Source organism: Haloarcula salina (genome assembly GCF_049603855.1).
Taxonomy (GTDB): domain Archaea; phylum Halobacteriota; class Halobacteria; order Halobacteriales; family Haloarculaceae; genus Haloarcula; species Haloarcula salina_A.
Window position 1 is genome coordinate 864,073 of the sequence record NZ_CP187146.1, and the last position, 23,423, is coordinate 887,495.

At 67.5% G+C, this 23,423-nt stretch carries 23 protein-coding genes; 11 read left to right on the top strand and 12 right to left on the bottom strand.

Annotation, left to right across the window (positions count from 1 at the left end):
• Positions 1 to 21 precede the first annotated feature (21 nt).
• The gene (locus ACOZ4I_RS04400) at positions 22 to 495 is read right to left on the bottom strand and encodes an RDD family protein (protein ID WP_424003416.1); all 474 of its coding nucleotides are present in this window, start codon (positions 493 to 495) and stop codon (positions 22 to 24) included.
• 136 nt (positions 496 to 631) lie between these two features.
• Between ACOZ4I_RS04400 and ACOZ4I_RS04405 the strand changes: the two genes are divergently transcribed.
• The gene (locus ACOZ4I_RS04405) at positions 632 to 1,687 is read left to right on the top strand and encodes a DUF5787 family protein (protein WP_424003418.1); all 1,056 of its coding nucleotides are present in this window, start codon (positions 632 to 634) and stop codon (positions 1,685 to 1,687) included.
• A 37-nt stretch (positions 1,688 to 1,724) separates the two neighbouring features.
• On the opposite strand, the gene ACOZ4I_RS04410 is transcribed toward ACOZ4I_RS04405, so the two are convergent.
• The 4 genes from ACOZ4I_RS04410 to ACOZ4I_RS04425 form a co-directional block, all read right to left on the bottom strand.
• Positions 1,725 to 2,204: a DUF5797 family protein gene (locus tag ACOZ4I_RS04410; protein ID WP_424003420.1), complete on the bottom strand. Its 480-nt coding sequence runs from the start codon at positions 2,202 to 2,204 to the stop codon at positions 1,725 to 1,727.
• Positions 2,205 to 2,289: 85 nt separating this feature from the next.
• Positions 2,290 to 2,748 carry a Mut7-C RNAse domain-containing protein gene (locus ACOZ4I_RS04415; protein WP_424003422.1) on the bottom strand — a complete coding sequence of 153 codons (459 nt, stop codon included), beginning with the start codon at positions 2,746 to 2,748 and terminating at the stop codon, positions 2,290 to 2,292.
• The gene (polX, locus tag ACOZ4I_RS04420; RefSeq protein ID WP_424003424.1) at positions 2,741 to 4,522 is read right to left on the bottom strand and encodes a DNA polymerase/3'-5' exonuclease PolX; all 1,782 of its coding nucleotides are present in this window, start codon (positions 4,520 to 4,522) and stop codon (positions 2,741 to 2,743) included. The genes ACOZ4I_RS04415 and polX overlap by 8 nt, the downstream gene beginning before the upstream one ends.
• 1 nt (position 4,523) lies before the next feature.
• Positions 4,524 to 4,976 carry a DUF5788 family protein gene (locus tag ACOZ4I_RS04425; RefSeq protein WP_424003426.1) on the bottom strand — a complete coding sequence of 151 codons (453 nt, stop codon included), beginning with the start codon at positions 4,974 to 4,976 and terminating at the stop codon, positions 4,524 to 4,526.
• Between the two features lie 230 nt (positions 4,977 to 5,206).
• On the opposite strand from ACOZ4I_RS04425, the gene ACOZ4I_RS04430 reads away from it, so the two are divergent.
• Positions 5,207 to 7,309, top strand: a complete 2,103-nt coding sequence (locus ACOZ4I_RS04430) for a hypothetical protein (RefSeq protein ID WP_424003428.1) — start codon at positions 5,207 to 5,209, stop codon at positions 7,307 to 7,309.
• A gap of 66 nt (positions 7,310 to 7,375) precedes the next feature.
• Here ACOZ4I_RS04430 and ACOZ4I_RS04435 read toward each other — a convergent pair whose 3' ends face one another.
• Positions 7,376 to 7,507: a DUF7503 family protein gene (locus tag ACOZ4I_RS04435; protein ID WP_424003430.1), complete on the bottom strand. Its 132-nt coding sequence runs from the start codon at positions 7,505 to 7,507 to the stop codon at positions 7,376 to 7,378.
• 407 nt (positions 7,508 to 7,914) lie between these two features.
• Here ACOZ4I_RS04435 and ACOZ4I_RS04440 point away from each other — a divergent pair, with 407 nt between their 5' ends.
• The 4 genes from ACOZ4I_RS04440 to ACOZ4I_RS04455 all read left to right on the top strand — a co-directional run bounded on the left by ACOZ4I_RS04440 (position 7,915) and on the right by ACOZ4I_RS04455 (position 11,635).
• The gene (locus ACOZ4I_RS04440; protein WP_424003432.1) at positions 7,915 to 8,859 is read left to right on the top strand and encodes a response regulator; all 945 of its coding nucleotides are present in this window, start codon (positions 7,915 to 7,917) and stop codon (positions 8,857 to 8,859) included.
• Between the two features lie 101 nt (positions 8,860 to 8,960).
• Complete coding sequence (locus ACOZ4I_RS04445; protein WP_424003434.1) at positions 8,961 to 9,884, top strand: rhomboid family intramembrane serine protease; 924 nt, start codon at positions 8,961 to 8,963, stop codon at positions 9,882 to 9,884.
• Positions 9,885 to 9,886: 2 nt separating this feature from the next.
• Positions 9,887 to 10,687: an endonuclease V gene (locus ACOZ4I_RS04450; protein ID WP_424003436.1), complete on the top strand. Its 801-nt coding sequence runs from the start codon at positions 9,887 to 9,889 to the stop codon at positions 10,685 to 10,687.
• A gap of 123 nt (positions 10,688 to 10,810) precedes the next feature.
• On the top strand, positions 10,811 to 11,635 hold the full coding sequence (locus ACOZ4I_RS04455; protein WP_424003438.1) for an SDR family oxidoreductase: 825 nt from the start codon (positions 10,811 to 10,813) through the stop codon (positions 11,633 to 11,635).
• On the opposite strand, the gene ACOZ4I_RS04460 is transcribed toward ACOZ4I_RS04455, so the two are convergent.
• The 6 genes from ACOZ4I_RS04460 to mct form a co-directional block, all read right to left on the bottom strand.
• Positions 11,636 to 12,709, bottom strand: coding sequence for an ArsA family ATPase (locus ACOZ4I_RS04460; protein WP_424003440.1), 1,074 nt, complete (start codon positions 12,707 to 12,709; stop codon positions 11,636 to 11,638).
• 51 nt (positions 12,710 to 12,760) lie between these two features.
• A complete protein-coding gene (locus ACOZ4I_RS04465; RefSeq protein WP_004516852.1) occupies positions 12,761 to 12,922 on the bottom strand; it encodes a DUF7563 family protein in 162 nt (53 codons plus the stop codon).
• Between the two features lie 73 nt (positions 12,923 to 12,995).
• Entirely contained in the window at positions 12,996 to 15,458 is a 2,463-nt protein-coding gene (locus ACOZ4I_RS04470) for an ATP-dependent DNA helicase (RefSeq protein WP_424003443.1), read from the bottom strand.
• Between the two features lie 121 nt (positions 15,459 to 15,579).
• On the bottom strand, positions 15,580 to 16,140 hold the full coding sequence (locus ACOZ4I_RS04475) for a TATA-box-binding protein (RefSeq protein ID WP_162411903.1): 561 nt from the start codon (positions 16,138 to 16,140) through the stop codon (positions 15,580 to 15,582).
• A 173-nt stretch (positions 16,141 to 16,313) separates the two neighbouring features.
• Positions 16,314 to 16,748 (bottom strand): TRAM domain-containing protein, encoded by a 435-nt coding sequence (locus ACOZ4I_RS04480; protein ID WP_424003445.1) that lies wholly within the window; start codon positions 16,746 to 16,748, stop codon positions 16,314 to 16,316.
• 78 nt (positions 16,749 to 16,826) lie between these two features.
• Positions 16,827 to 18,014 carry a succinyl-CoA:mesaconate CoA-transferase gene (mct, locus tag ACOZ4I_RS04485; protein ID WP_424003447.1) on the bottom strand — a complete coding sequence of 396 codons (1,188 nt, stop codon included), beginning with the start codon at positions 18,012 to 18,014 and terminating at the stop codon, positions 16,827 to 16,829.
• A gap of 121 nt (positions 18,015 to 18,135) precedes the next feature.
• Here mct and glmS point away from each other — a divergent pair, with 121 nt between their 5' ends.
• From glmS to citE, 5 genes are read left to right on the top strand one after another with little or no spacing between them, the layout of a single operon-like run.
• Positions 18,136 to 18,576: a methylaspartate mutase subunit S gene (gene glmS, locus ACOZ4I_RS04490; protein ID WP_424003449.1), complete on the top strand. Its 441-nt coding sequence runs from the start codon at positions 18,136 to 18,138 to the stop codon at positions 18,574 to 18,576.
• 2 nt (positions 18,577 to 18,578) lie between these two features.
• Positions 18,579 to 20,042, top strand: a complete 1,464-nt coding sequence (locus tag ACOZ4I_RS04495) for a methylaspartate mutase subunit E (RefSeq protein ID WP_424003451.1) — start codon at positions 18,579 to 18,581, stop codon at positions 20,040 to 20,042.
• A complete protein-coding gene (locus ACOZ4I_RS04500; protein WP_424003453.1) occupies positions 20,032 to 21,300 on the top strand; it encodes a methylaspartate ammonia-lyase in 1,269 nt (422 codons plus the stop codon). Before ACOZ4I_RS04495 ends, ACOZ4I_RS04500 begins: the two co-directional genes overlap by 11 nt.
• Positions 21,293 to 22,372, top strand: a complete 1,080-nt coding sequence (gene mch / locus ACOZ4I_RS04505; protein ID WP_424003455.1) for a 2-methylfumaryl-CoA hydratase — start codon at positions 21,293 to 21,295, stop codon at positions 22,370 to 22,372. The genes ACOZ4I_RS04500 and mch overlap by 8 nt, the downstream gene beginning before the upstream one ends.
• Positions 22,369 to 23,409 carry an L-malyl-CoA/beta-methylmalyl-CoA lyase gene (gene citE / locus ACOZ4I_RS04510; RefSeq protein WP_424003457.1) on the top strand — a complete coding sequence of 347 codons (1,041 nt, stop codon included), beginning with the start codon at positions 22,369 to 22,371 and terminating at the stop codon, positions 23,407 to 23,409. The genes mch and citE overlap by 4 nt, the downstream gene beginning before the upstream one ends.
• The last annotated feature ends 14 nt before the right edge of the window (positions 23,410 to 23,423 follow it).

Genomic DNA, 23,423 nt, shown 5'->3' on the forward strand with positions numbered 1-23,423 from the left:
GAAAAGGTGTCGGCGGTTCCCTCAGGCCTGTTCGACCACGACGGTGCTGCCGGCCATGTCGCCCAGACGCTGTTCGTCGTCGTTCACCGCGATGAGGATCACGGCCACCAGTGCCGAGAATGGCGAGAAGAAGAAGCCGACGAGTCGGAACACGTTCCTGACGATCGAGTCGACCCACGTGATGTCGGCCCCGCTCTCGTCGGTGATGACCAGTCCGAGCGCGTGTTTCCCGAGCGTGTACCCGTACATCGCTTCCATGATCGTGTGATAGAGGAAGTAGATGAACGGGAACCCGATCAGCATGAAGACGTAGGCTCCGGCTAACCCTGTCACGACGGCGTTGTTCTCGCCGGAGGCGGCACCGCCGACGCCGCCGATGACGAAGAAGATGGCACCGAAGACGACGCCGATGAGGAGGCCGTCGAGGAACCGCGCCGCGAATCGTTTGCCGAGCCCAGCTTTCTTTTCGAGGTTCGCTCGTGGATGTTTATCCATACACTACTGGGCATCCCGTCTGCAAGAATAAAACTTTCGTAGCAATATATAAATAAAACAATACCATCGTCGGGTAGTGCCATCTCTGTAGGCCTCTGGAAGGATACCGATCGCGCCGACCACACGATAAAACGTTTTGCTGTCGACTGCCGAACCGTCAGCCGTGTCGGTCACCTCAGAGTTCGCGTTCGAGTTGCGGGTCTGCCAGTGGGCCGAGCGAGCGTGGGAGCCCACCGGCGATTCGGCGGTGCTGGTCGCCCGACAGCTCGGGACGAAATACCGACGCTGGGACACCGTCGTTTTCGAGTGCGACCCGGACGGTCTCCGCGAACGGGCGGCGTTCGGCCCGGCGGCGTTCGATTCAGACCTGTTGCACGTCCTTCGGAACGCGCCCGCCGACTGGACGTACTACCGCGACGCGCTCCCCGACCCGGGGTATCCGTGGCGATACGTCCGCGAGTCGATCCACGAGGCCGCCGACCGTGACGCACTGGAAACGCGAAAGCGGGGCAACCGGATCCAGATCCGGTGGATCCGGCCGTACCCGGACTGGCTTCGCCGAATCGTCGCCATCGAGAACAAGCCGGACCTGACGGCCAGCGCCGCCCGCGACCTCGCCCCGCAACTGGAGCGCGACGTGGCGCTGTCACTGGCCGACGAGGTGTGGGTCGCGACGGCGGCGACCGGCGAACGCGTCGAACCGGTCCTGCTGACCGACATGCCAGCGGCGGCCGGCGTCCTGACGGTCGACACGGAACGCGGCACCGCCGAGGAAGTCTGGCAGCCCCGCTCGCTGTCGGTCGACGACCCCGGGACCCGCATCCTCGACCGTCCGAACGACGACCACAGCGCGGCCAGATTCGAGTACGTCGACACGGACTGGAAGCGCGAGCGCCGCCTCGCCATCGCCGAGCGGGCCTACGAGCGCGGCTGGCGCGCCTACGCCGACACGATGCGGCCGGACTGCCGGCACTTTCAGCTCCGTCCGAGCGAGACTGGGGTCTACCCGTACTGCGCGGCGAAGGAGTGCACTCCGACGGCGGCGGAGTGCCGCGGCGCGTGCCCGTCGTACGAACCCGAGCCGCCGGCCTGGCGGTCGAAGGGCTGGCCGCTCGACGGCGGGCCGGGCGGGGCCATCCGGCGGCTGCTCGACCGGCGGCGGCGGCGGCAGCGACCGGGGCTTTCAGAATAGCCGGGACGGCGTGACCGACCGAACGCGCTGTGCGGCGTTACTCCTCGGCCAGTTCGATGTCCAGTTCGTCGCGCGCGACCGCCAGCCTGAACGTCGGGACGGTCTTCTGTATCGTCTCGACGATGCCCTTGTCGGCGAGACTTCGCAGTGCGGACCGGACCTCGTCGGTCTCGCGGTCTTCGCCGACGTCGCGCAGTGCGTGCAACACGGCCACGACGCTCTGGCTCTCCTCGTCGGGACCGGCGATCACGTCGACGATGGCCTGCTGGAGCGGCGTGACTGTCACCGTCTGGATGCGGTCCGAGTCCGCGCCGTCGATGAGCGTCGTCGCTTCCGGCGTCGCACAGATCAGACTGTTGTCGTCGCGATAGTAGTGCTCCTTGAGTTCGGACTCGAGATACTGGTGGACCTCGCTCCCGCTGTCCATGCCCCAGCGCTCCTGTAACTCGCTGTTCTTCGTCGGCTGCAGTTCGACGATGTCGGCGAGTCGCTCGCGGGCCTCCTCCGAGAGGGTCATCGCCGGCGGATAGGTGGACCACGTATTTCGGTGTTCTGAATCCCCACAAGACGGCCGGCCCCCAGGGCCGCCGGGACGACCGGGGTCACAGCCCGTCGAGCGTCGCCGCCACCGCGTCCCAGTGACTCCCCTTCCAGAAGTGCTGCCCGCAGTCCGCGCAGCGCCAGACCCGTTCGTCGCCGGCGTCGGGTGCGTACTCCGGCGTCCGCGCAGACGACTCGACCCGTTCGACCGGGCCGTTACAGACGCCACAGCGTGTCGGCTCCGCGGGCAGTTCCAGGTCGAGGCCCGCGGCGGCGAGTTCGCGGAGCTGGTCGGTCACGTCGCGCTCTCTGAGGAGGACGCTCTCCGGGGCGCGGTTCGCGAGGTGTTCGTCCCGCGTGAGGAGCAGTCGGTCCTCCGAGACGGCGAGGGCGAGCGCGGCGTCGTCGGCCTCCGCGTCGCGGTCGAGCGCGTAGGCCGCGTCGTAGCCGCACATCCGCAGGTACGTCGCCAGCTTGCCGAGCATCGCGTCGAGCAAGAGTCGCTCCCGCGCCTCAAACATCGAAGAACTCGCGGACGCCGTCGGCGTCGCGGGTGTTGAGCACGTCATCGGCCTCGGCCCACCCGCGCCGGGCCGTGTGGACGCCGTAGCGAACGAGGCCGAAGTCGCCGGGGCTGTGGGCGTCCGTGTTGATGACGATCGTCGCGCCGGCCTCGATGGCCCGCTTGACGGCGTGGCCGCTCAGGTCGAGGCGGGCGGGATTGGCGTTGATCTCCAGCGCCGTGTCGTGTTCGGCGGCCGTTTCGGCCAGCCGGTCGATATCCACGTCGAGCCCGGGGCGTCGGTTCAGATACCGGCCGGTCGGGTGGCCGATGACGTTCACGTGGGGGTGTTTCGCCGCCGCGACGAGGCGGTCCGTGCCGTCCCCGTCGAGCGCGGCGTGGGGCGAGGCGACGACCACGTCCAGTTCGACGAGCAGGTCGTCGGCGACCGAGACGCTCCCGTCCTCGGCGATGTTCGCCTCCACGCCGGTGAACACGTCGATGTCGGCGTCGGCCGCCACGGCCTCGACCGCCTCGATTTGCTCGCGGAGGTCGTCGTCGGAGACGCCGACGCCACCGACCATCCCGGGCCCCGTCGCGTGATCGCTGATCGCGACGTAGTCGTGGCCGAAGTCGGCCGCGCCCGCGACCAGTTCCGCGACGGTGGTGCGCCCGTCCGACCAGTCCGTGTGCGTGTGGAGGTCGCCGCGAATCGCGCCCTCCGAGAGCAGGTCCGGGAGCGCGCCCTCGGCGGCGGCCTCGACCTCGCCGCGGTTCTCGCGGAGTTCCGGGGCCATCCATTCCATCCCGAGGGCCTCGTAGACCCCTTCCTCGGTCTCGCCGGCGACTCGCTCGCCCGCGCGCTGGTCGTCGTCCTCGACGCCGGCCACGTCGTCGTCGGACTGCGTCCGACTGCTTGAGGTGCTTCGCACCTCTCCGAAGACCCCGTACTCGTTGACCTTCAGGTCCCGGTCGATGGCGCGGTTGCGGACGGCGACGTTGTGGTCCTTGCTCCCGGTGAAGTACTGCAGCGCCGCGCCGAACTCCGCCGGGACGACGACGCGCAGGTCGACGCGAACGTCGTCGGCGTACGCGCTCGCTTTCGTCTCCCCGGACTCGACGACCCGGTCGAGTTCACCCCAGTCGGTGAACCGCTCGAGTACCGACTCTGGCTCGCGGCTGGCGACCAGCACGTCCACGTCGCCGATGGTCGGCCGCCAGCGGCGGATCGAACCGCCGAGCGCACATCGGTCGACGGCGTCCCCGTCGGCCATGTACTCGCGGATGCGGTCGCCGTAGGGCCTGGCCTCGCCCAGCAGCGACCGCTCGTGGGCCTCGCGCGCGAAGTCGATGTTGTCGAGGATGTTCTGCTCGGTCTTCGCGCCGAATCCCGACACCTCCTGGATTTCGCCGGCCTCGGCGGCGGCTTCGAGTTCGTCCAGCGTGGTGATGCCGAGGGCCTCGTACAGCGACCCGACCGACTTGGGACCGACCCCTTCGACGGCGGTCAGCGCGTCCATCTCGACCGGGAGCTCCTCGCGGAGCTCGGTCAGCTCCTCGATTTCCCCCGTCTCGACGTACTCGACGACCTTCGCTGAGATGGCGTCGCCCACGCCGTCGATCTCGCCGACGCGCTCCTCACCGTCGGCTGCCAGTCCCTCTATCGCGCCGGGGTAGTCCCTGATGTTCTCGGCCGCCCGGCGGTACGCGCGGGGCTTGTACTCGACGCCCTTCGCGTCCAGCAGGTCGGCGAACTCTTCCAGCAGCGTCGCGATTTCGTCGTTCCGGCTCATGTCAGAGGCTCCGCCCGGCACGGCCCGTGCCGGAGTCCGCGTCCTCGTGTCCCAGCGCCTTCTGTAAGAACTTCATCCAGCGCTTCCTGTCGGCGGTCTCCTGTGCCCGCGACTCCTGTTCGAGGTTCGCGGGCCCGAGCTGTTCGAGCGCGTTGAGCGCGCGGTCGATGCCGATGATGGCGCTCGCCAGTTCCTCGCCGCGCTCGTACCTCACCTCGCCGTCCTCGATGCGCTGCTTGCGCTGGAGGCGCTCGCGCCGCAGGTTCTTCTTCGCCTGCGTCACCCGCTCTCGCTCGCCCTGCGGAATCGTGTCCCGGCGCTTGATCTCGAAGACGAACGACCGCAGTTCGACCTCCTCGCCCTGGATCGTGATCTCGTCGGGGATGTCCGCACCGACGGTCGCGCTGTCCCGTTCGATGCGCTCTAGCAGTTGCTTGCGCTCGAACTCCTTCACTATCTACCCGTTGGAACGGGACCCCCTTACTCGCTTCGCTCCCACCGAAACGCGTCGCCAGTTTCGGCCGCGGCCTCGCCGTCGTGGCCTCGTACCCATTCCGGATCGGCCCGCCGGCCCGGGGTTTCCGATCGCGGTCACTGAGAATGCAGGGTGGTGGCGATATCTTTTTGCCGCTATCGACCGTTCGGTCGAGACGAGACCTCCACGACTCCCTCCACTCTCGCCCCATGACTCTCACTTTCGAACCGCTCGACGACCAGCACGGGATTCAGGTCATCGACGAGATCGAGCGCCAGCGCTACCGCCTCTACACGCCAGGTCCCATCGACTGCGAACCGGCCTCGACCGATCCGTTTCTGTTCCCCGTCAGCGACGCCGTCTCGATACGGACGACCGAGATCGTGCTCCCGACGGTCGTCATGGTGTACGTCCGCGACGCCGAGGGATCGATGGTCGGCGAGGTCCAGCAGTTCGAGTCCGAGTCGTTCGACGCGGACTCGTATATCCTCGACCCCTGCACGCAGATCAAGACCTACGTCCACCTCGACGCCGCCTTCGAGGTGTCCGTCGACCTGAACGAGACGCGCATCGAGTTCGAATCCCCGACCGAAGTACTGCTCGGCGCGCGCTCTCAGCACGACCGACCGGCGGCGACCGTGACGACCACCGAGGACCCGGAGGACATGATGGCCGCCGTCGAGACCTTCGGGTCGGCGCTGAAGGCCCACGATCCGGAGCGCTCGTATCCGACGCTCCGCGGTCACCCGCCGGCCATCGAGATCGGCGACAGCCTCGACATCCCGTCGGGGATCGACGTACCCGACACCGGTGTGCGCCTGGAACTCCCGCCCGACCTCGCGTCGATATTCGTCGCCGCCCCGCTGTCGTACTACCTCGGCGCGTCGCTCGTCCCCGGGTCGGAGCCCCGCCTCGTCACCGACACCGGATTTTCGTACTCGCTCGACACGCAGCGGGGCTTCGAGACCGAGGTCGGACGGACGCTCAAGCGACTGTTCTTCCTCGACTGCGTGACGCGAACCGAGGGGTTCCACCAGATTTCGCTCCACGAGCGTCACGCCATCGAGCCGTACGTCGACCTCGACTTCGCGGCGCTGTACGACGCCCCGCTCGCCGAACAGGTCGCCGCGTACCTCGACGTCCCCTACGAGGTGCTCGAGGAGCACATCCCGGAGTGGCGGCTGACGGCCCACGTCGACCCCGTCGCCGCCAACGCCGAGCAGTTGCCCTACGTCGTCGACGACCTCGCGCTGATCCGAACGCACCCGCAGCCGACGATGAGCGAGGCGAGCATTCCGGCCGAGGCCGAGGCGGAGTTCACCCGCAACGACGTGATCACCCGCTCGGCCAGCACCGGCGCCGTCACTCGCGCGGCCACCGCCGACACCGCACCCGCCAGGGACGACTACGTCCAGCCCCAGCCCGCGGACACGCTCGAACAGGCCTGGATCGGCGACAGCATCCCCATCGGCGCGAGCAAGCTCACCGTCGAGGCGTTCCAGCACCGCCTCGACCGCGAGCGCAACGCCGGCGACATCTCCATCACCGTTGTCCAGAACGACACCCGGATGGAGGCCGAGCGCCAGGTCGTCGACGAGGTGTACGGGTCACGCGAAGACCTTCCCTTCGACGTGACGGTCGAGCAGGACCTGACGCGGGCCGAACTCGAAGCCGTTCTCACCTCGGATACGGAGTTCTTCCACTACATCGGCCACACCGACTACGAGGGCTTTACCTGCACCGACGGGAAACTCGACGCGACGGAACTCGATTCCGTCGGCGTGGACACGTTCCTCCTGAACGCGTGTAACTCCTACAATCAGGGCCTCGCGCTCGTCGAGAACGGTGCGATCGGCGGTATCGTCACCCTCAACGAGGTCCTCAACGACGGCGCGGTCAGAATCGGCGAGACCGTCGCCCGCCTGATGAACTGTGGCTTCCCGCTCCGGGCGGCGCTGACCATCGCCCGCGACGAGAGCATCCTCGGCGGCCAGTACATCGTCGTCGGTGACGGCGGCATCACGGTAACGCAAGTCCAGAGTGGGACGCCCAACCTACTCGAGATTACCGAGGCAGAAGATGGATTTGACGTTTCCATGCATACCTATCCGACGGATATCAAAAGTCTCGGATCCATTGTCATGCCATTTATCGATAGCTGTGAGGATCACTTCTTGACGTCTGGTCAACTAGGGACGTTCCATGCGTCCCACGATGATCTCTCTGAATTTCTCAGTCTTCAGGAGGTTCCTGTAAGAATTGACGGCAATCTGCACTGGAGTACGTCGATCGATTTACGCACGATCTTTTGACCACTGCCTCTATCTGTCAGAGGAGCAATGCAGTAATTAACTTACGAGTATTGCTTGAAACGCCTCTTATGGGCCGAAGTAGGTGTTATTGTTCGCCGCCGCGTTCCCCGCCTGCGTCAGCAGCATCAGGAGGGTGAAGAGGGCGCCGGCCATTTTCGGGTGCTCTGCGAGGTATTCGCGCATGGTGGTATCGGACATGATACGATTTGACTGTCGATGGGATGTAAATTAAAAATATTTGAATAGTACCTACATATAATAGCTTATATTAACTCTGAAAATAATAGTCAACTACCACAAAACTAACTTGGAGACTGCGGTTAACATTCCTGAGAATAGCCACTCCGTCGAATGATGCATGACGGCGATTGATTGAGCGAAATCGTTCGCTGAAACTATCAATATTGTTTAGTGGACAGCGACGTAAGGGAGATGCAGGATTGGGTATCGATGGCGGAACTACTACCGGAGAACGAGACTGGAAGGCGCGACGTCGCGCATCGGGTGGCAATGCAACTTCGACGAAACACTGTGCCGAGTCACGTGTGCACGCGTGGTCACGACAGACCGAATCGAGACCAGCACACGCGACGTGGGTGCGGCCGATGAGGAAAGACAAATTGTGGGCGCTCGGCGGTCAGACCGTCGAGTTACCGGACGGGACGATTCGGGGGAGCAGCCGCGCCGCGACGCGGCGCGTTCCGCTGATCCGCACCGAGTCCGCGAACACGCCGGAGGGAGTACGGACGGAAGTCCCGATTCCGCTGGCGACGGATCAGGAGTCCCAGGAGTCCACACTCCTCCACGTCGACGACGACCCGCAGGTGGGCGAGCTGGTCGAACTGTACCTCTCTCGCATCAACGAGGACCTGCACGTCGTCTCGAAGACCAGCGTCGTCGCGGCGCTTGACTTCCTCGAATCCGAGGACGTGGACTGCATCGTCAGCGACTACGAGATGCCGAGCACCGACGGGCTGGAGTTCCTCGAAATCGTGCGCGAGCGCTACCCCGACGTTCCGTTCATTCTCTTTACCGGCAAGGGGAGCGAGGAGATCGCGAGCGAGGCCATCGCCTCGGGCGTCACGGACTACATGCAGAAGGGGGCCGGCTCGGACACGTACGAGGTGCTGGCAAATCGCGTCGAGAACGCGATCGAGCAACACCGCACGGAACAGCAGTTCTGGAACGCGCTCTCGTGGTATCAGCGCCTCGTCGAGCAGGAACTCGCGGGCGTCTGCATCATTCAGGACCGGACGTTCGTCTACGTGAACCAGAAGCTGGCGGACATCTTCGGATACGACCAGAGCGAACTCATCGACGAGTCACCGACGATACTCGCGCCCGACAGGGAAGAAACGCAGTTCCTCGATTCGATCCGAGCCACCGAGGCCGACGACCTCGATTCCTTCCACTCGGAGTTCGAGGGGCGGCGCGCCGACGGCGAGGCGCTCACGATCGAGGTGTCCGGCGGTTCGATCGAGTACGACGGGGACTCGGCGTGGATCGGTGTGCTCCGAGACGCCGAGAAGACACCCGACGAAGACGAATAGCGGACTCGTCGGGTCGGGCCGTCACATTCCGGGGGATTGCCGTTCGTCGTTTCTTTTTTCAAACACAATCCCTTTGCACGGCCCTCTCCTAACGTGAGCTAATGTCGGAGTGCGACGCCTGTGGGAAGCAAGAGAACATGCCGTATCAGTGTGGGCACTGCGGCGGGACGTACTGTTCCGAACACCGTCTCCCCGAGGCCCACGACTGTCCCGGGTTACAGAACTGGGACGATCCCGGCGGCGTGTTCGACAGCGGGTTCGACGACAGCGTGAGCACCGGCGACACGTCGAGCGGTGGCGTCGCCGACCGCCTCGGCATCAACACCGGGACGGGCGGCCCGCTCGCGTACTTCCGCGGGAACGTCACGTACCTGTTCCTGGCGATCATGGGCATCGTGTTCATCCTCGAACACGTCGTCATCTTCGCGCTCGGATACGACGCGTTTCAGGCGCTGTTCGTGCTCCACCCGAGTCACCCCGAGTACGTCTGGACGTGGGTCACGTCGGTGTTCTCCCACGCTCCCTTCGGCTTCTATCACATCTTCGGGAACGGCATCATCATCTACTTCTTCGGCCGTCTCGTCGAGCAACAGATCGGTTCGAAGAAGTACGCGGCGTTCTTCCTCGCCTCGGGGGTTCTCGCGGGCCTCGGCCAGATCGCGATTCAGGCCGTGCAGGGAACGAGCGCCGGCGTCCTCGGTGCCAGCGGCGCTGCACTCGCGATCATGGCGTTCCTGACGGTGCTGAAACCCGACCTCAAGGTGTACCTCTACTTCCTGATCCCCGTCCCCATCTGGGCGATCACCGGCTTCTACTTCCTGTTGAGCATCATGGGCTCGCTCAATCCGATGGGGTCGGGCCTGCTCGCGGGCAACATCGCACACCTCGCCCACCTCATCGGCCTCGTCATCGGCCTGTGGTACGGTCAGCGGGTCAAGGGGCGCAGCCGGATTCCCGGGCAGATACAGTTCGGCGGCGGCCGCGGGCCCGGTGGCCCTGGCGGCCCGGGTCGCCGACGACCGTGACGATGGAGCCCGTTCGCCCCGAGTTCGTCCCCGATCCGTCGCTGTCGCGGGCGGAGATGGAGGCGCTCCAGCGCGACATCGCCGAGGCCGCGCGCTTCAGCGACGCCCTCGACGTGTCGCCGGCCCGCCTCGGCGACGGCCCCATCGAGATCGAGCAGGCCACGCTGGGGGAGACCAGCACTGGCGCGGACCCGCCGGTCGTCGCGGGCGTCGATCAGGCGTTCGTCGGGGACCGGGCCGTGTCGGCAATCGTCGTCCTTCGGGGTGGTGAAGTGATCGAGCGCGTCCACGCCGTCGAGCGGACCGAGATCCCCTACATCCCCGGCCTGCTGTCCTTTCGCGAAGGCGGCGCGATACTCGCAGCGTTCGCCGAACTCACTCACGAACCGGACGTGATCCTCGTCGACGGGAGCGGTCGCATTCACTTCCGAGAGGCCGGACTGGCGACTCATATCGGCGTCACGCTCGACGTTCCCGCCGTTGGCGTCGCCAAGAGCATCCTCTGTGGGACGCCGGAGCGGTCGCTGGACGAGAAGTATCCGGTCGGCACGCGGATCCCGATCACCGCAGACGAGTCGATCGAGACGTGCGCGGCGGGGACGCTCGTCGGGCACGCCATCCAGACGCGACAGTACGACTCGCCGAACCGCCACGTCAACCCCCTCATCGTCAGCCCCGGCCACCGCGTCGAGGCGTCGACCGCCGCCCACCTCGTCGAGGCGACGACCGACGGATACAAACTCCCGGAACCGACGCGGCTGGCCGATAGCTACGCCGACGAGGCGAAGGCGTCGGTCGAGTGACGGCGTAGTCGTCCTCGGCGGGGGACCGCGCTGCCGGCCCCAACGCGGGGCCGTCGTCGCAGTAGCCCTGACCGCCGACAACCGACACTATAACTTCCCGGGGTGTGTTCCACCGGCCAACACATGGCGAAGACGGTGCTGATAGCGGGGGCGGCCTCGGGTATCGGGCGCGCGACAGCCGAGGCGTTCCTGGCTGACGACTGGACTGTCTGGGCGACCGCGAGCGACGAGTCAGCGCTCTCCGAACTCGCCGAGGACGGCTGTGAGACGGCCGAACTCGACGTGACGAACCCGCGTGAGTGCGAGCGGGTCGTCGAGTCGCTCGTCGAGGCGGAGGGGCGGATCGACTGCCTGGTGAACGGGGCCGGCGCCGCGCAGTTCGGCGCGGTCGAGGACGTCCCGACCGCGGCGCTGCACGAGCAGTTCGACGCGAACGTCTACGGGCCACACCGCCTCGTCCGCGAGGCGCTCCCGCACATGCGGGCCCGCGAGGACGGGACCATCGTCAACGTCTCCAGCGTCGCGGGGCGAATCGCCTTCCCCAACCAGGGCGCGTACGCCGCCTCGGAGTTCGCCCTGGAGGGGCTGAGCGACGCCCTCCGGATGGAGGTCGAGACGTTCGGCGTCGACGTGGTGCTCGTCGAACCCGGCCCCGTCGATGCGGCCGCCGGAGACCGGTCGAATGCGGAGCCGGACGGACTGGAGCCGACCGGCGCGTACGACTGGCTCTACCGGGCCCAGGAGGACTCGAACCTCTTCGGCGTCCGGGACGCGCTGTCGGTCGCGCCCGCCGCAGTCGCGCTGACGATCCGCGACGCCGCGAACGCGAGCGACCCCGAACCCCGATACCCCGTCGGCCAGGGGGCACAGCTCCTGCTCATGCTCGATTACCTCCCGGCGCGGTGGCGCGACGCCGCCTTCGACGTGTTCCGAAAACTGACGAGCTAATCAATCGAGACAGGCCGCGACCACGGCCAGCAGCCGCTCGCCCCGCACTTCTTCGGCGAACAGGGGAACGCGGCGCACGTCGTGGCCGCGGAACATGTCCTGGGAGCGGGCCAGCGCGTCCTGCTGGACCTGCCAGCGGCGCGCGCAGAACTCGCAGTCGTCGTGGTTCGGGCCCGGGATGTCGACGTCCTCACCCAACACCTCGCTCGGGTCCTGCATCACGCGGTTGACGACGACGGTGCCGACGGGGATGTCGAACTCGGCCAGGCGACCGAGCAGGCGCTCGGACTCCACGACCGACAGCTCCTCGGGGACCATCACGATCCGGAAGTCCGTCCGCCGCGGGTCCTGCAGGATCGACCGCAGGTGCTCGATGCGGTCCGAGAGTTCCCGGAGGTCCTCGATGCCGGCCTCGGCGTCCACGTCGTCGTCATCGCCGCCGAACATCCCGGTGAGGTTGTCCATCATGCCGGAGAAGCGCTCGCGGAGCTGGAGGATCTTCCCGACCATCGAGTCCATCGTCTCGGGGAGTTCGAGCAGGCGCAGGGTGTGGCCCGTCGGCGCGGTGTCGATGACGACGCGGTCGAAGCGGTCGTCGTCGACGTAGTCGAGCAGCAGTCGCATTGCGGCGGCCTCGTCCGCGCCCGGCATGGAGCCGCCGAGCAGACCGTCTTCGCCGCTGATGGGGTCGTCTCCCTCTGTACCGGCCCCGCCCATCATTCCCTCGCCGCCCAGCAGGTCGCCCATCCCGCCGAAGGCGTCGCCGTCGACGCCCAGCGGCCCGTCGCCGACGGCGGCCTCTGGGTCGATTTCGGCCGCGTAGAGCGGAATCTCCTCGCGTATCTGGGTCGGCGTCGCCGGGATGTCGGCGTTGAGCGTGTCGGAGAGAGAGTGCGCGGGGTCGGTCGAGACGACGAGCGTCGCCGTCCCGTCGCGTGCCGACGCCAGCGCGGTCGCTGCGGCGCAGGTCGTCTTGCCCACGCCACCTTTCCCTCCGTAGAGGACGTACTCCGCCGCCTCGATTCCCGTCGGCGCGTCGATCTCGTCGACCGCCTCAACGTCGAGTTCGCTCATGGCTGTAGCTACGCGCTGCCGGCCTTGTGTACTTCCCGAAAAGGAGCCGCCCTATTGTCTCGACGACCGGGCTTCGCGAACGTCCGCGCCGTCCCGGAGTTTGTCCTCACAGTTCGGGCAGACGCGCGGCCCGTGACCCTCGACGGCCTCTGGTGTGAAGACCCGTACGTACTGCTCGGTAACGAACTCGCCGCAGTTCTGACACTCGGGCATCTATACAAACACTCGTTCCACGCTGTATAGGCTTTCCGTTGCCCGCCATATGTTCCTATTCATCGACAGGAACTCACCGATGGTCGTCCCAGAACGAGTCCAGTTGCGAGGCGAGGAAGTCCGGCGTCATTCGCGTGAACTCCTCGCGCTCGCCCTCGGGGAGGTAGGGGTAGACGGAGTGGCGCGCGTCCGGAGCGTAGCGGCGGCCGACGAGCGCGCGGACGCCGACCTCGTCTGCCCCACGGATGACGCGACCGATGGCCTGGCGTGCCCGTCGGACCGCGGGGACGGTCAGGGCGTACTCGAAGGCGTTTTCCTCGCCGAATGCGTCGCCGTAGGCCCGCTGGACGCCGCGAACGCGCGGCGAGCCGATGTTGACCAGCGGAATGCCGACCACCGCGCAGGTCGAGAGCTTCGCGCCGTCGTAGTCGACGCCCTCCGTCAGCGTCCCGCGCGTCGAGGTGACCAGGACCCGGCCGTCGCCGCGGAAGAACTCCCGCTTCGTGCGCTCGGTCTCCTCGTTGCTGGATGACTCGTCGATCAGCACCTGCTTGTCGACCGCCTCGTCGAGGTACGCGCCGGCCCAGCGCGCCTCGCGGTAGTTCGGCATCGCGATCATGACGTTGCCCGGCGAGCGCGCGAGCGCCCGGAGGGCCTGGGCGTACTCGTCGCGCGTGGGGTTCCAGTCGTCGCCCAGCGGCTCCATCGCCGCCGGGTCGCCCCGGTTGCGCGCGGTGAACGGCGTCGCGTCGACGAGATACGACGCGCGGTTCTCCGGGGGAAAGGGGAGGTCGTACGTCGTCGTTCGCACGGGCCGACCCGACTCCTCGTCGGCGTCGGTCGCCCCCGACCGTTCGTCCGTCCCATTCTCGGCAATCTCGTCCAGGCCGGAGACGCGCGTGAACACGTCGAGCGGTTCCAGCGTCGCGCTCATGAGGACGCCGCCGCCGAGGTCGTCGAACACGTTCCGGAGCGCCGTCGCGGGCATGCAGTTGTAGCAACACAGCCCGGCGGTGTAGGCAGCGCGGTAGTCGGCCTCGCCGCGGCGGCGCTCGTCGGGCGAGTGCTCCAGTTCGATCTCTCGGAGGAAGGTCGCGTGGTCGCGCTCCCACCAGTGGCCCGCGAGGACGCCGACGGCGGCACACACCGGCTGGCGGGTCAGCCCCAGCTGGTCGATCACGTCCTCGACGGCCGCGCCGACCTGCGACAGCGTCCGCCAGACGGTCCCGTCGTAGCCCCGGCGTTCGGCCCACTCGGTGAGTTCGTCCTGCTCGACCGTATCGGGGTCTCGAAGCGGGATCTCCAGGTCGTGCTCGGGCAGGGTCGACGGGTCCGCGCGCCACCCTTCGTACTCGGCGTCGAGGAATGACTCGACGCGGTCGTCGAGCCAGCCCAGGAGGTCGTCGTAGAACTTCCGGGCCTGGTCGACGGCGTCCAGCGGCACTTCGCGGGCCGACAGCACCTCGCGGACCTGTCGCTTGTGGTCGGCGCTCTGCTGGGCGCGCTGAATAAGCGTGTTACAGTCGTTGCGCGCCTGGACGATCGTCTGGCGGCCGAGTCGGTCCGACAGGAGATCCCTGACGCGCTCTTCGAGCCGATGGGCCTCGTCGACGATCACCAGCGTCTGCTCGTCCAGCACGTCCGAGAGGAGCGGTCGGGACGCCGGATCGAACAGGTGGTTGTAGTTCCCGACGATCACGTCGGCCGCCGAGAGCAGCACGCTCATCACGCGGTGGGGACACGTGCCCCGCTCGGTCGCCGCCGGGAGGTAGTCGGCCATCGTCACGACGCCGTGCTCGCCGGCGGAGAAGTCGACGGGCGAGCCCTTGTTGCGGGCGTACCAGTCCGCCTCGAACGGGCAGTACAGCGGCGGGTCCGATCCCTCGGCCATCGACTCCGGTGCGGTCGGCTGGCTCGGTCGGTACGGCGAGTTCGCGCCCCCGGTCGAGAGCGTGTCCTCGCCGAGCGTCGCCTGCGAGGCGGCGTCGGGGCGGGCGGCCGCCGCGAGGTCCTGTCCCTTCCGCGGGTCCCACCACTGATCGTCGTCGTCGGCCTCGCCGGCGACCGCCGCGTCCGCGACGGCCGCCCCGTCCGAGCGCCCGTCGTCCTCCACGAGGCGGGCCGTCGCTTCCCGCAGGTCTTCACAGCGGTCGTGCGTGCTCGCGTCCTCGGGGAACAGTCCCTCGCGTCCGTACGGACAGAGGTCTCGCTTGCCCACGAGCGAGATTCCGGTAAGCGGATCGTCGAGCCCGGCGTTGAGCGTCCGGAGGTCGTCGACGAACTGCTGAAGTTGCTGTTTGACCGGCGTGACGACGACGACGCGCTCGTAGAGGTCGGTGTCGCGGACGAGCGTGGCCGCGGCGGTGAGCGCGGCCATCGTCTTGCCCGTCCCGCAGGGTCCTTCCATCGCGAGGAAGCCGCGGGCCTTCCCCGCTTCGATCGCCCGCTCGACAGCGTCGGCCTGGTTGTCGTACGGCTCGTCGAAGCCGAAGTACTCGCGCCAGGACTCGGTGCCCGTCGAGGCGGGGTCTGCCATCGGAACGGGGTTGGGCGCGATGGTATTTGAACCGCGGGGTTCGCGCCTGTCTCGGGCCGCCGCCGACGGCACTGTCGCTCGGGGCGCGGCTTGGCGATAAAAACTGCGTGACCGCGTTCTCTTAGTCCAGCAGGCCGAGGTCGCTGAGGCGCTCGACGATGGTGTCGACGGCCTCTTCGGCGTCCTCCTTGCGCTTCCCACCGGTGACGACGAGCTTCCCGGAGCCGAACAGCAGCGCGACCACGTCGGGTTCGTCGAGCCGGTAGACGAGGCCCGGGAACTGCTCGGGCTCGTACTCGATGTTCTCCAGTCCCAGCCCGATGGCGATGGCGTTCAGGTTGAGCGAGCTCCCGAGGTCGGCGGAGCTGACGATGTTCTGGACGACGATCTCCGGGTCGTCGTCGACCTGGATGTTGAGTTCGCGGAGCTTATCGAAGACGATGCGCAGGCTCTGGTGCACGTCGTCCGTCGACTTCGCGCCGGTGCAGACGATCTTGCCCGACCGGAAGATGAGGGCGGCGGATTTGGGGTCCTGTGTGCGGTAGACGAGGCCCGGGAACTGCTCGGGGTCGTAGTCGGCCCCCTCGAGGTCCATCGCGACGCTCTCAAGGTCGAGTTCCTGTCCGATTCCGGTCGAAGCAACGACATTTTCGATGTCAATGCTCTCTTTTGGGTCGACCATATAGTGTTTTAAATACCGAACTTAAATTATATAAACGTTTGTGATGCTGTGATTACTAGTCGTTCTTGGACCTCTATCGTGAGCGACAGATCCCATTCAAGTAGGCGGACGGACCGCTCACGCGGTCCTTCCCGACAAGATCCTGCTGGTCTCCTGGCGGAAGCGGGGCCCGGCTACGCGCGTTGACCGTCCGTGTCGACGACGCTGGCGAAGGCCACGTTCTCCTGAACGGTCTCGATCTCTACGGTCGGCGAGTCACCGGGCTGTCCGTCCGGGACGATGACGACGTAGCCGCGCTCGACTTTGGCGATCCCGTCGCCCTGGTCGCCGAGCGATTCGATGGTTACCTCGCGGACCTCCCCCTCGTCGACAGGCGGCTGGGGGACGCCGGAGGACGTATTGGCCGACTCGGTCTCATGTGACGGTTCCGGTTCCGCTGTCGCCGTCTCCCCGTCTACCTGTGAGAGGAGACCGACACGGTAGGTCTCACCGGGGCCGATGGCCCCGTGTCTGACCTCGCGTTTCGGAATCTCGACGACGTACCGGTCCCCGTCGGACTCGACTTTCGCACTGAAGAGCGTGCTGAGAGCGTCTGGAACTTCGACCATAGACTATCGTACGGCTCATGATAGATAATGGTCCTGTCTGGAGGTGGTGAAAATTGCCGCAGACTGGCGACCGGTCGCTCAGTCGTCGCCTTCGACGCGGCCCGCGGTCGTCTCCTCGATCTCCGATAGCAGTTCGTCTCGGTGTTCGTCGAGCAGCGGCGCGCGCCCGCCCGGTTCGGGCATCGTCTCGGTCATCTTGATCGGACTGCCGGCGATGGTCATCTGGTCGTCCGCGCCCGGTTGCTCCACGTCGGCGAGCATCTCGCGGTCGCGGATGTGTGGGTCCTCGAAGATGTCGGCGGTGTTCTGGACCGGTGCGGCGGGCACCCGGCCTTCGAGCAGGTCAAGCATGGTCTCGGTCTCGACCGTCTCTGTCCAGGCCGCGATTTCGGCCCGCAGGGCCTCGCGGTTCCTGATGCGGCTACCGGCGTCAGGGTAGTCGGCCGCGAGGTCGGGCCGATCCATCGCCTCGCACAGCGCCTCCCAGTGGCCGTCGGAGAACGCCGCGATGACGACGTGGCCGTCCGCGGCCTCGAAGGAGTCGTAGGGGAACAGCGTCGGGTGAGAGTTGCCCTGTCGGGTCGGCGACTCGCCGTCACAGGAGTACTGGTACACCGTCCGCTCGCACAGCGAGACCATCGAGTCGTACATCGCTGTGTCGACGTACTGCCCTTCTCCCGTCCGCTCGCGGTGGTGGACCGCGGCGAGGATGCCGACGGCGTTCAGCGCCGCGGTGAAGAGGTCGCCGACGCCGGGGCCCACCTTTGTCGGCGGGCCGTCCGGCTGGCCGGTGATCTCCATGACGCCGCCCAGCGCCTGCGCGATGAGGTCGAACGAGGGCTGGCCCTGTCGGTGGGTCTCGCCGGTTCGCGGGTCGCCGAAGCCGCGGATGGAGGAGTAGACGAGTTCTGGATTGTGCTCTTGGAGCGTCTCGTAGCCGCAGTCGAACTTCTCCATCGTCCCGGCCTTGAAGTTCTCGACGACGACGTCGGCGCGTTCGACCAACGAGAGGAACGCCTCGCGGTCGGCGTCGGTCCGCAGGTCGAGTTCCAGCGAGCGCTTCCCGCGGTTGACGCTCTGGAAGTAGCCGCCGTAGGCTTCGCGCTCGCGGTCGGTGACGAACGGCGGGTTCGACCGGATGAGGTCGCCGCCGGGGCGCTCGACCTTTACCACGTCCGCGCCCATGTCCGCGAGCAACATCGTACAGTACGGTCCGGCGAGGACCTGCGTGAGGTCGAGCACACGCAGGTCGTCAAGCGCACCCATACCGAAACCACGAGCGGGCGGGGGCCTAAACCCTTGTGATAATTCATTATAAATCGTATAAGGACGTATTATCATGAAAGACCATTAGGTTTATGCCCACCCGCCGTTCACGACGTAGTACATGCCCCGGACCGTTATCCTCGGCGTGATCGGCTCCGACGCACACGTCGTCGGTATCACGATTCTCGAGCAGGCGCTCTCGTCCGCGGGCTTCGAGGTCATCAACCTCGGGGTCCAGACCTCTCAGGACGACTTCGTCAGCGCCGCGAAATCTCACGACGCCGAGGCGGTACTCGTATCCTCGCTGTACGGTCACGCACGGCAGGACTGCGAGGGGCTCCACGAGGAACTCGACGCGGCCGGCCTCGACGTGCTGACCTACGTCGGCGGCAACCTCGCCGTCGGACAGAACGACTTCGAGGACACGCGCGAGACCTTCCGCGAGATGGGCTTCGATCGGGTCTTCGACGCGGAGACCGACCCAGAGGAGGCCATCGCGAGGCTCCGCAGCGACCTCCAGCTGACGACCACAGAGGCGGAGCAAATCAAGGTTGACGGGTGACCATGCCAACTGACGAGCGGCTCAGCGACGACCAGCTACAGCGCATTGCAAACGACCTCCGGGACAACTGGCACACGGGCCGGCAGGTGGACTTCGAGGAGGCCATCGCCTTCCACGAGTCGCTGCCGCCCTCCAAGCAGTTCGCCACCGTCCTGGAGTCGGCCGACAGACCGCTCCTCCAGCCTCGCGCGGGGGTTCCCTGCCTCGAAGAGCAGATCGACCTCCTGCGCTACCTGCAGGACGAGGGCGGCGCGGACCTCCTGCCGACGACCATCGACTCGTACACGCGCGACAACGAGTACGAGAAGGCCGAGGAGGGCCTGGCGGCCTCCCGCGGGAGCGAGGAGAACGAACTCAACGGCTTCCCCGCGGTGAACCACGGCGTCGAGGACTGCCGGCGGCTCATCCGCGCCCTCGACGCACCCGTCGAGGTGCGCCACGGGACGCCCGACGCCCGACTGCTCGCGATGGTCACCCTCGCCGGTGGCTTCCAGAGCTTCGAGGGCGGCCCGATCTCGTACAACATCCCGTACACGAAGCGCCACGACCTGGCGACGACCATCGAGCACTGGCAGTTCGTCGACCGGCTCTGTGGCGCGTACACCGAGCGCGGCGTCACTATCAACCGCGAGCCGTTCGGCCCGCTGACGGGAACGCTCGTCCCGCCGAGCATCGCCATCGCGGTGATGCTCGTCGAGGGCCAGCTCGCCGCCACACAGGGTGTCCGCTCGCTCACGCTCGGCTACGGACAGGTCGGAAACCTCGTGCAGGACGTGGCGGCGCTGCGCGCCCTGCGGAAGCTCGGTAACGAGTACCTGCCCGACGAGGTGACGGTGACCACCGTCTTCCACGAGTGGATGGGCGGGTTCCCGCCGGACGAGGCCCGCGCCAACGGCGTCATCAGCCTCGGCGGCGCGACGGCGGCCGTCGCCAAGCCGGACAAAGTCATCACGAAGTCGCCCCAGGAGTTCCAGGGCGTGCCGACGAAGGAGGCCAACGCGGCCGGACTGCGAACGACGAGACAGCTCATCGATATGATGATCGAACAGGACATCGACCTGGGTGGGATAGACGAGGAACAGCGACTGATCGAGCGCACGACCCACGCGCTGATGGAGGCAATCCTCACGGCCGGCGACGGCGACGTCGCCCGCGGCGTCATCGACGCGTTCGACAGCGGCGCGCTGGACGTGCCGTTCGCGCCGAGCGACGCCGCGAAGGGCGCGGTGTTGCCGGCGCGAGACGACGACGGCCGGGTCCGCATCTTCGAGTTCGCGGACCTCGCGCTCCCGGACGACATCAAGGAGATCCACGCGGCTCGACTGGGCGAGCGCGCCCGGACAGAGGGCCGCGACCAGTCGTTCCGGATGGTCGCCGACGACGTGGACGCCATCAGCGACGGGAAACTCATCGGGAGACCGACCGGCGACGGCAAGCCCGCGGGGGGTGCGAGCGATGCGGATTGAGGACGTTCGGACGATTCCCGGCCTGTCTGGCTTCTTCTTCGACGACCAGCGGGCCATCAAGGAGGGCGCGACCCAGTCCGGGTTCGCCTACGACGGCCGGCCCGTGACCGACGGGTTCGACCGCATTCGGGAGGCCGGCGAGGCGCTCATCGTCGAACTCGAACTCGCGGACGGCACGGTCGCGACCGGCGACTGCGCCGCGGTCCAGTACTCCGGGGCCGGCGGCCGGGACCCGCTGTTCCGCGCCGAGGCCTACCGCCCGGTCGTGGAGGGACCGGTCGCCGACGCGTTGCGCGGCCAGGACGCGACGCAGTTCCGGGCGAACGCCACGCTCATCGAGGAGATGGGCCCCGAGCGCTCAGGCGGTGACCGACTGCACACGGCGGTGCGCTACGGCGTCTCGCAGGCGCTGTTGAACGCCGCCGCGCGGGCCCAGGGCGTCACGCCGACGGACGTGCTCGCCGACGCCTACGACACCGAACCGGCGACCTCGCCGGTCCCCGTGTTCGGGCAATCTGGCGACGAGCGCCGCATCAACGCCGAGAAGATGCTCATCAAGGGCGTTCCGGTGCTGCCCCACGGCCTGTTCAACAGCGTCGAGAAGGTCGGCGAAGACGGCGAGGGGCTGCGCGAGTACCTGGCGTGGCTCTCGGACCGGGCGGGCGCGCTCGGCCCCGACTCGTACTCGCCGCGCTTCCACGTCGACGTGTACGGTATCCTCGGGAAGGTGTTCGGCCCGCCGTACGACCGGACGGAAGTGACAGACTACTTCGAGACGCTGGGGGAGGCCGCCGCTCCCTACCCACTGCAGGTGGAGGGGCCGATGGACGCGGGCGGCCGCGCGGACCAGATCGCAGAGATGGCCGAACTCCGCGAGGGACTGGCCGACGCCGGCGTCGAAGTCGATATCGTCGCCGACGAGTGGTGTAACACCTTCGAGGACGTGCAGGCGTTCGTCGACGCGGGCGCGGCCGACCTGGTCCAGGTGAAGACGCCGGACCTCGGCGGCGTCCAGCGCTCGGCCGAGGCGGTCCTGTACTGCGACGGCACGGACACCCGCGCGTACCTCGGCGGAACCTGCAACGAGACGGTCACCTCGGCGCGGGCCTGCGCCCACGTCGCGCTGGCGACCGACGCCGCGCAGGTGCTCGCCAAGCCCGGGATGGGCTTCGACGAGGGCTTCATGGTCGTCACGAACGAGATGCGGCGGGCGCTTGCCAGACGAGACGCCGCCCGGGAGGTGCCGGCCGATGACTGACTGGACCGACTTCGAGGCGATGGACCTCTCGGACGCCGAGACGTTCGACGCCCTGCTCGACCGCGCCGAGACCAGGGAGAAGGGCCACTTCTTCGAGTTCTTCGCCGAGGGCGACGAACTCGTCCACGACCCCGGCCTGCGCCTCTCCCAGCACGGCAGCGAGCAGTGGATGGGTCAGACGCTCAATCACGACCCGGCGTACTGGCGGGCCGACGCGGCCCGCGAGCGCGACTACGAGGACGTGCCCGTCCACCCGGACTACCTGCTCGCCTGCGTCATGGGCATCACCGTCGAAGACCTCTCCGAGAAGGGCGGCTACTTCCTCGGGCGCGACGACGTGCGCTTTCACAGGCCGGCGTCGGCGGGCACGTCGCTCGCCGTCACCTCGACGGTCGTCGACACCCGGACCTCCTCGTCCCGGCCGAAGTACGGCATCGTGACGTGGGAGACGGAGGGACGGGACCGCGAGACGGGCGAGACGCTCGTGACCTACGAGCGGACGAACATGATTCCGCGCCGAGAGCCGGCGGCGACCGACGGCGGCGCGGTCGGCGAGCAAGACGAGGGCGACCCGACGCTCCCCGACACGCTCCTCACGCCCGACGGCGAGCACTTCGAGGACTTCCGGCGGGCGCTCGACACCGCCCACGAGGAACACGCCGCCGTCGCCTACCGCCACGAGCGCGGGCGGACGATGGACGACCAGCTCGTCGCCGGCCTCCCGCTGGCGACGCTCAACACCGCGCGCCAGCACCACAACCGCGACGAGATGGCGGACTCCCCGTCGGGCGACATCGTCGCGTACGGCGACGTGACGCGCTCCGTCGCGCTGGCGCACGCTCGCTCCGACGAGGCGACCTACCGCGAACGGCGCTTCGCCGACGAGCGCTTCCACGACTTCGTTACGCTCGGCGACACGATCTACGGCTTCACGCGCGTCCTCGACGCCGACCCGGACGCCGGCCCCGACCGGGCCGGCGCGGTCACCTTCGAGCACGTCGCGTTCAACCAGGACCAGACCCCGGTCTACTCGGGCCGGCGAACTGCACTCATCCAGCGAGACACGCAATGACACGACTCTGCCGCACCTTCCAGACCGCACCGGCCGCGATTCCGAACGACGACAGCGCGAAGTTCCTCCGCTCGGGGCTGACGAGCGAGGGCTTTCAGGCCCCCGACTGGCTCGTCCCCGACATCGAGGACGGGACGGCCCCGTCGATGAAAGGCGAGGCCGTCGACAACATCGTCGAGCACGTCCCCGATCACGCGCCCGACTTCGCCGGGGACATCCTCCCGCGCGTGGAGTGGGCCTACGACGACACCGACGCCTGCGAGCGCGGCGTCGAACAGGTCGAGCGGCTCGCCGACGAGGTCGGCGAGCACATCGACGGCTTCGTCTTCCCGAAGGTGGGCCGCCTCGACGACGTGCGCGACGCCGCGGGGGTCGTCGCCGACGCCGAGCGCGACGCCGGCCTCGACGAGGGCAGCCTGGATCTGGCGATCATCCTCGAGACCGCACGCGCTCGCTCGGACCTCCGCGAGATCTGCCAGTACGCCGCCGACTCGCGGCTCTCCGCGCTCGTCTTCGGGCCGGTCGACTACACCGCCGAACTCGGCGGTCGCGCGCTTCACGGTGAGCGGCCACGCTGGGACGGCCTGCTGGAGGCGCTCTCGAACGAGACCAGCGCGGCCGGCGTCGCCGCCATCGGTGGCCCCTTCGACCAGCTGTTCCACGAGCGCGCCGGCGTGACCTACTACAACGCCGAGGGCTACGCCGATCAGGTCGAGCACGAGGCGACCATCGGCATCGACGGCTCGTGGTCCCTGCATCCCAAGCAGACCGAGCAGGCCAACCGCATCCACATGCCGACGACCGAGGAACTGGAGCGCGACCTCCACAAGATCGAGTCGTTCAACGAGGCCAAGCGCGAGGGCACGGGCGCGGTCGTCGTCGACGGACAGATGGTCGACGAGGCGACCTACAAGAACTTCGCCAACACCGTCAAGACGGTGCGGGCCATCGACGAGGCCCACCCCGCACAGACCGAGGAGTACTACGACGAGGACCTGCTCGACCGGGCGAACGCCGTCGACCTGATCTTCGGCTGAGTCACTGGGCTGAG

Coding starts and splice junctions, on each gene's coding strand:
- ACOZ4I_RS04445 (WP_424003434.1), top strand. CDS start 8,961: ATGTCGGAGTGCGACGCCTGTGGGAAGCAAGAGAACATGCCGTATCAG.
- ACOZ4I_RS04410 (WP_424003420.1), bottom strand. CDS start 2,204: ATGACCCTCTCGGAGGAGGCCCGCGAGCGACTCGCCGACATCGTCGAA.
- ACOZ4I_RS04415 (WP_424003422.1), bottom strand. CDS start 2,748: ATGTTTGAGGCGCGGGAGCGACTCTTGCTCGACGCGATGCTCGGCAAG.
- citE (WP_424003457.1), top strand. CDS start 22,369: ATGACACGACTCTGCCGCACCTTCCAGACCGCACCGGCCGCGATTCCG.
- ACOZ4I_RS04430 (WP_424003428.1), top strand. CDS start 5,207: ATGACTCTCACTTTCGAACCGCTCGACGACCAGCACGGGATTCAGGTC.
- mct (WP_424003447.1), bottom strand. CDS start 18,014: ATGGGTGCGCTTGACGACCTGCGTGTGCTCGACCTCACGCAGGTCCTC.
- mch (WP_424003455.1), top strand. CDS start 21,293: ATGACTGACTGGACCGACTTCGAGGCGATGGACCTCTCGGACGCCGAG.
- ACOZ4I_RS04475 (WP_162411903.1), bottom strand. CDS start 16,140: ATGGTCGACCCAAAAGAGAGCATTGACATCGAAAATGTCGTTGCTTCG.
- ACOZ4I_RS04470 (WP_424003443.1), bottom strand. CDS start 15,458: ATGGCAGACCCCGCCTCGACGGGCACCGAGTCCTGGCGCGAGTACTTC.
- ACOZ4I_RS04480 (WP_424003445.1), bottom strand. CDS start 16,748: ATGGTCGAAGTTCCAGACGCTCTCAGCACGCTCTTCAGTGCGAAAGTC.
- polX (WP_424003424.1), bottom strand. CDS start 4,522: ATGAGCCGGAACGACGAAATCGCGACGCTGCTGGAAGAGTTCGCCGAC.
- ACOZ4I_RS04460 (WP_424003440.1), bottom strand. CDS start 12,709: ATGAGCGAACTCGACGTTGAGGCGGTCGACGAGATCGACGCGCCGACG.
- ACOZ4I_RS04450 (WP_424003436.1), top strand. CDS start 9,887: ATGGAGCCCGTTCGCCCCGAGTTCGTCCCCGATCCGTCGCTGTCGCGG.
- ACOZ4I_RS04400 (WP_424003416.1), bottom strand. CDS start 495: ATGGATAAACATCCACGAGCGAACCTCGAAAAGAAAGCTGGGCTCGGC.
- ACOZ4I_RS04465 (WP_004516852.1), bottom strand. CDS start 12,922: ATGCCCGAGTGTCAGAACTGCGGCGAGTTCGTTACCGAGCAGTACGTA.
- ACOZ4I_RS04455 (WP_424003438.1), top strand. CDS start 10,811: ATGGCGAAGACGGTGCTGATAGCGGGGGCGGCCTCGGGTATCGGGCGC.
- ACOZ4I_RS04440 (WP_424003432.1), top strand. CDS start 7,915: ATGAGGAAAGACAAATTGTGGGCGCTCGGCGGTCAGACCGTCGAGTTA.
- ACOZ4I_RS04500 (WP_424003453.1), top strand. CDS start 20,032: ATGCGGATTGAGGACGTTCGGACGATTCCCGGCCTGTCTGGCTTCTTC.
- ACOZ4I_RS04495 (WP_424003451.1), top strand. CDS start 18,579: ATGCCAACTGACGAGCGGCTCAGCGACGACCAGCTACAGCGCATTGCA.
- glmS (WP_424003449.1), top strand. CDS start 18,136: ATGCCCCGGACCGTTATCCTCGGCGTGATCGGCTCCGACGCACACGTC.
- ACOZ4I_RS04435 (WP_424003430.1), bottom strand. CDS start 7,507: ATGTCCGATACCACCATGCGCGAATACCTCGCAGAGCACCCGAAAATG.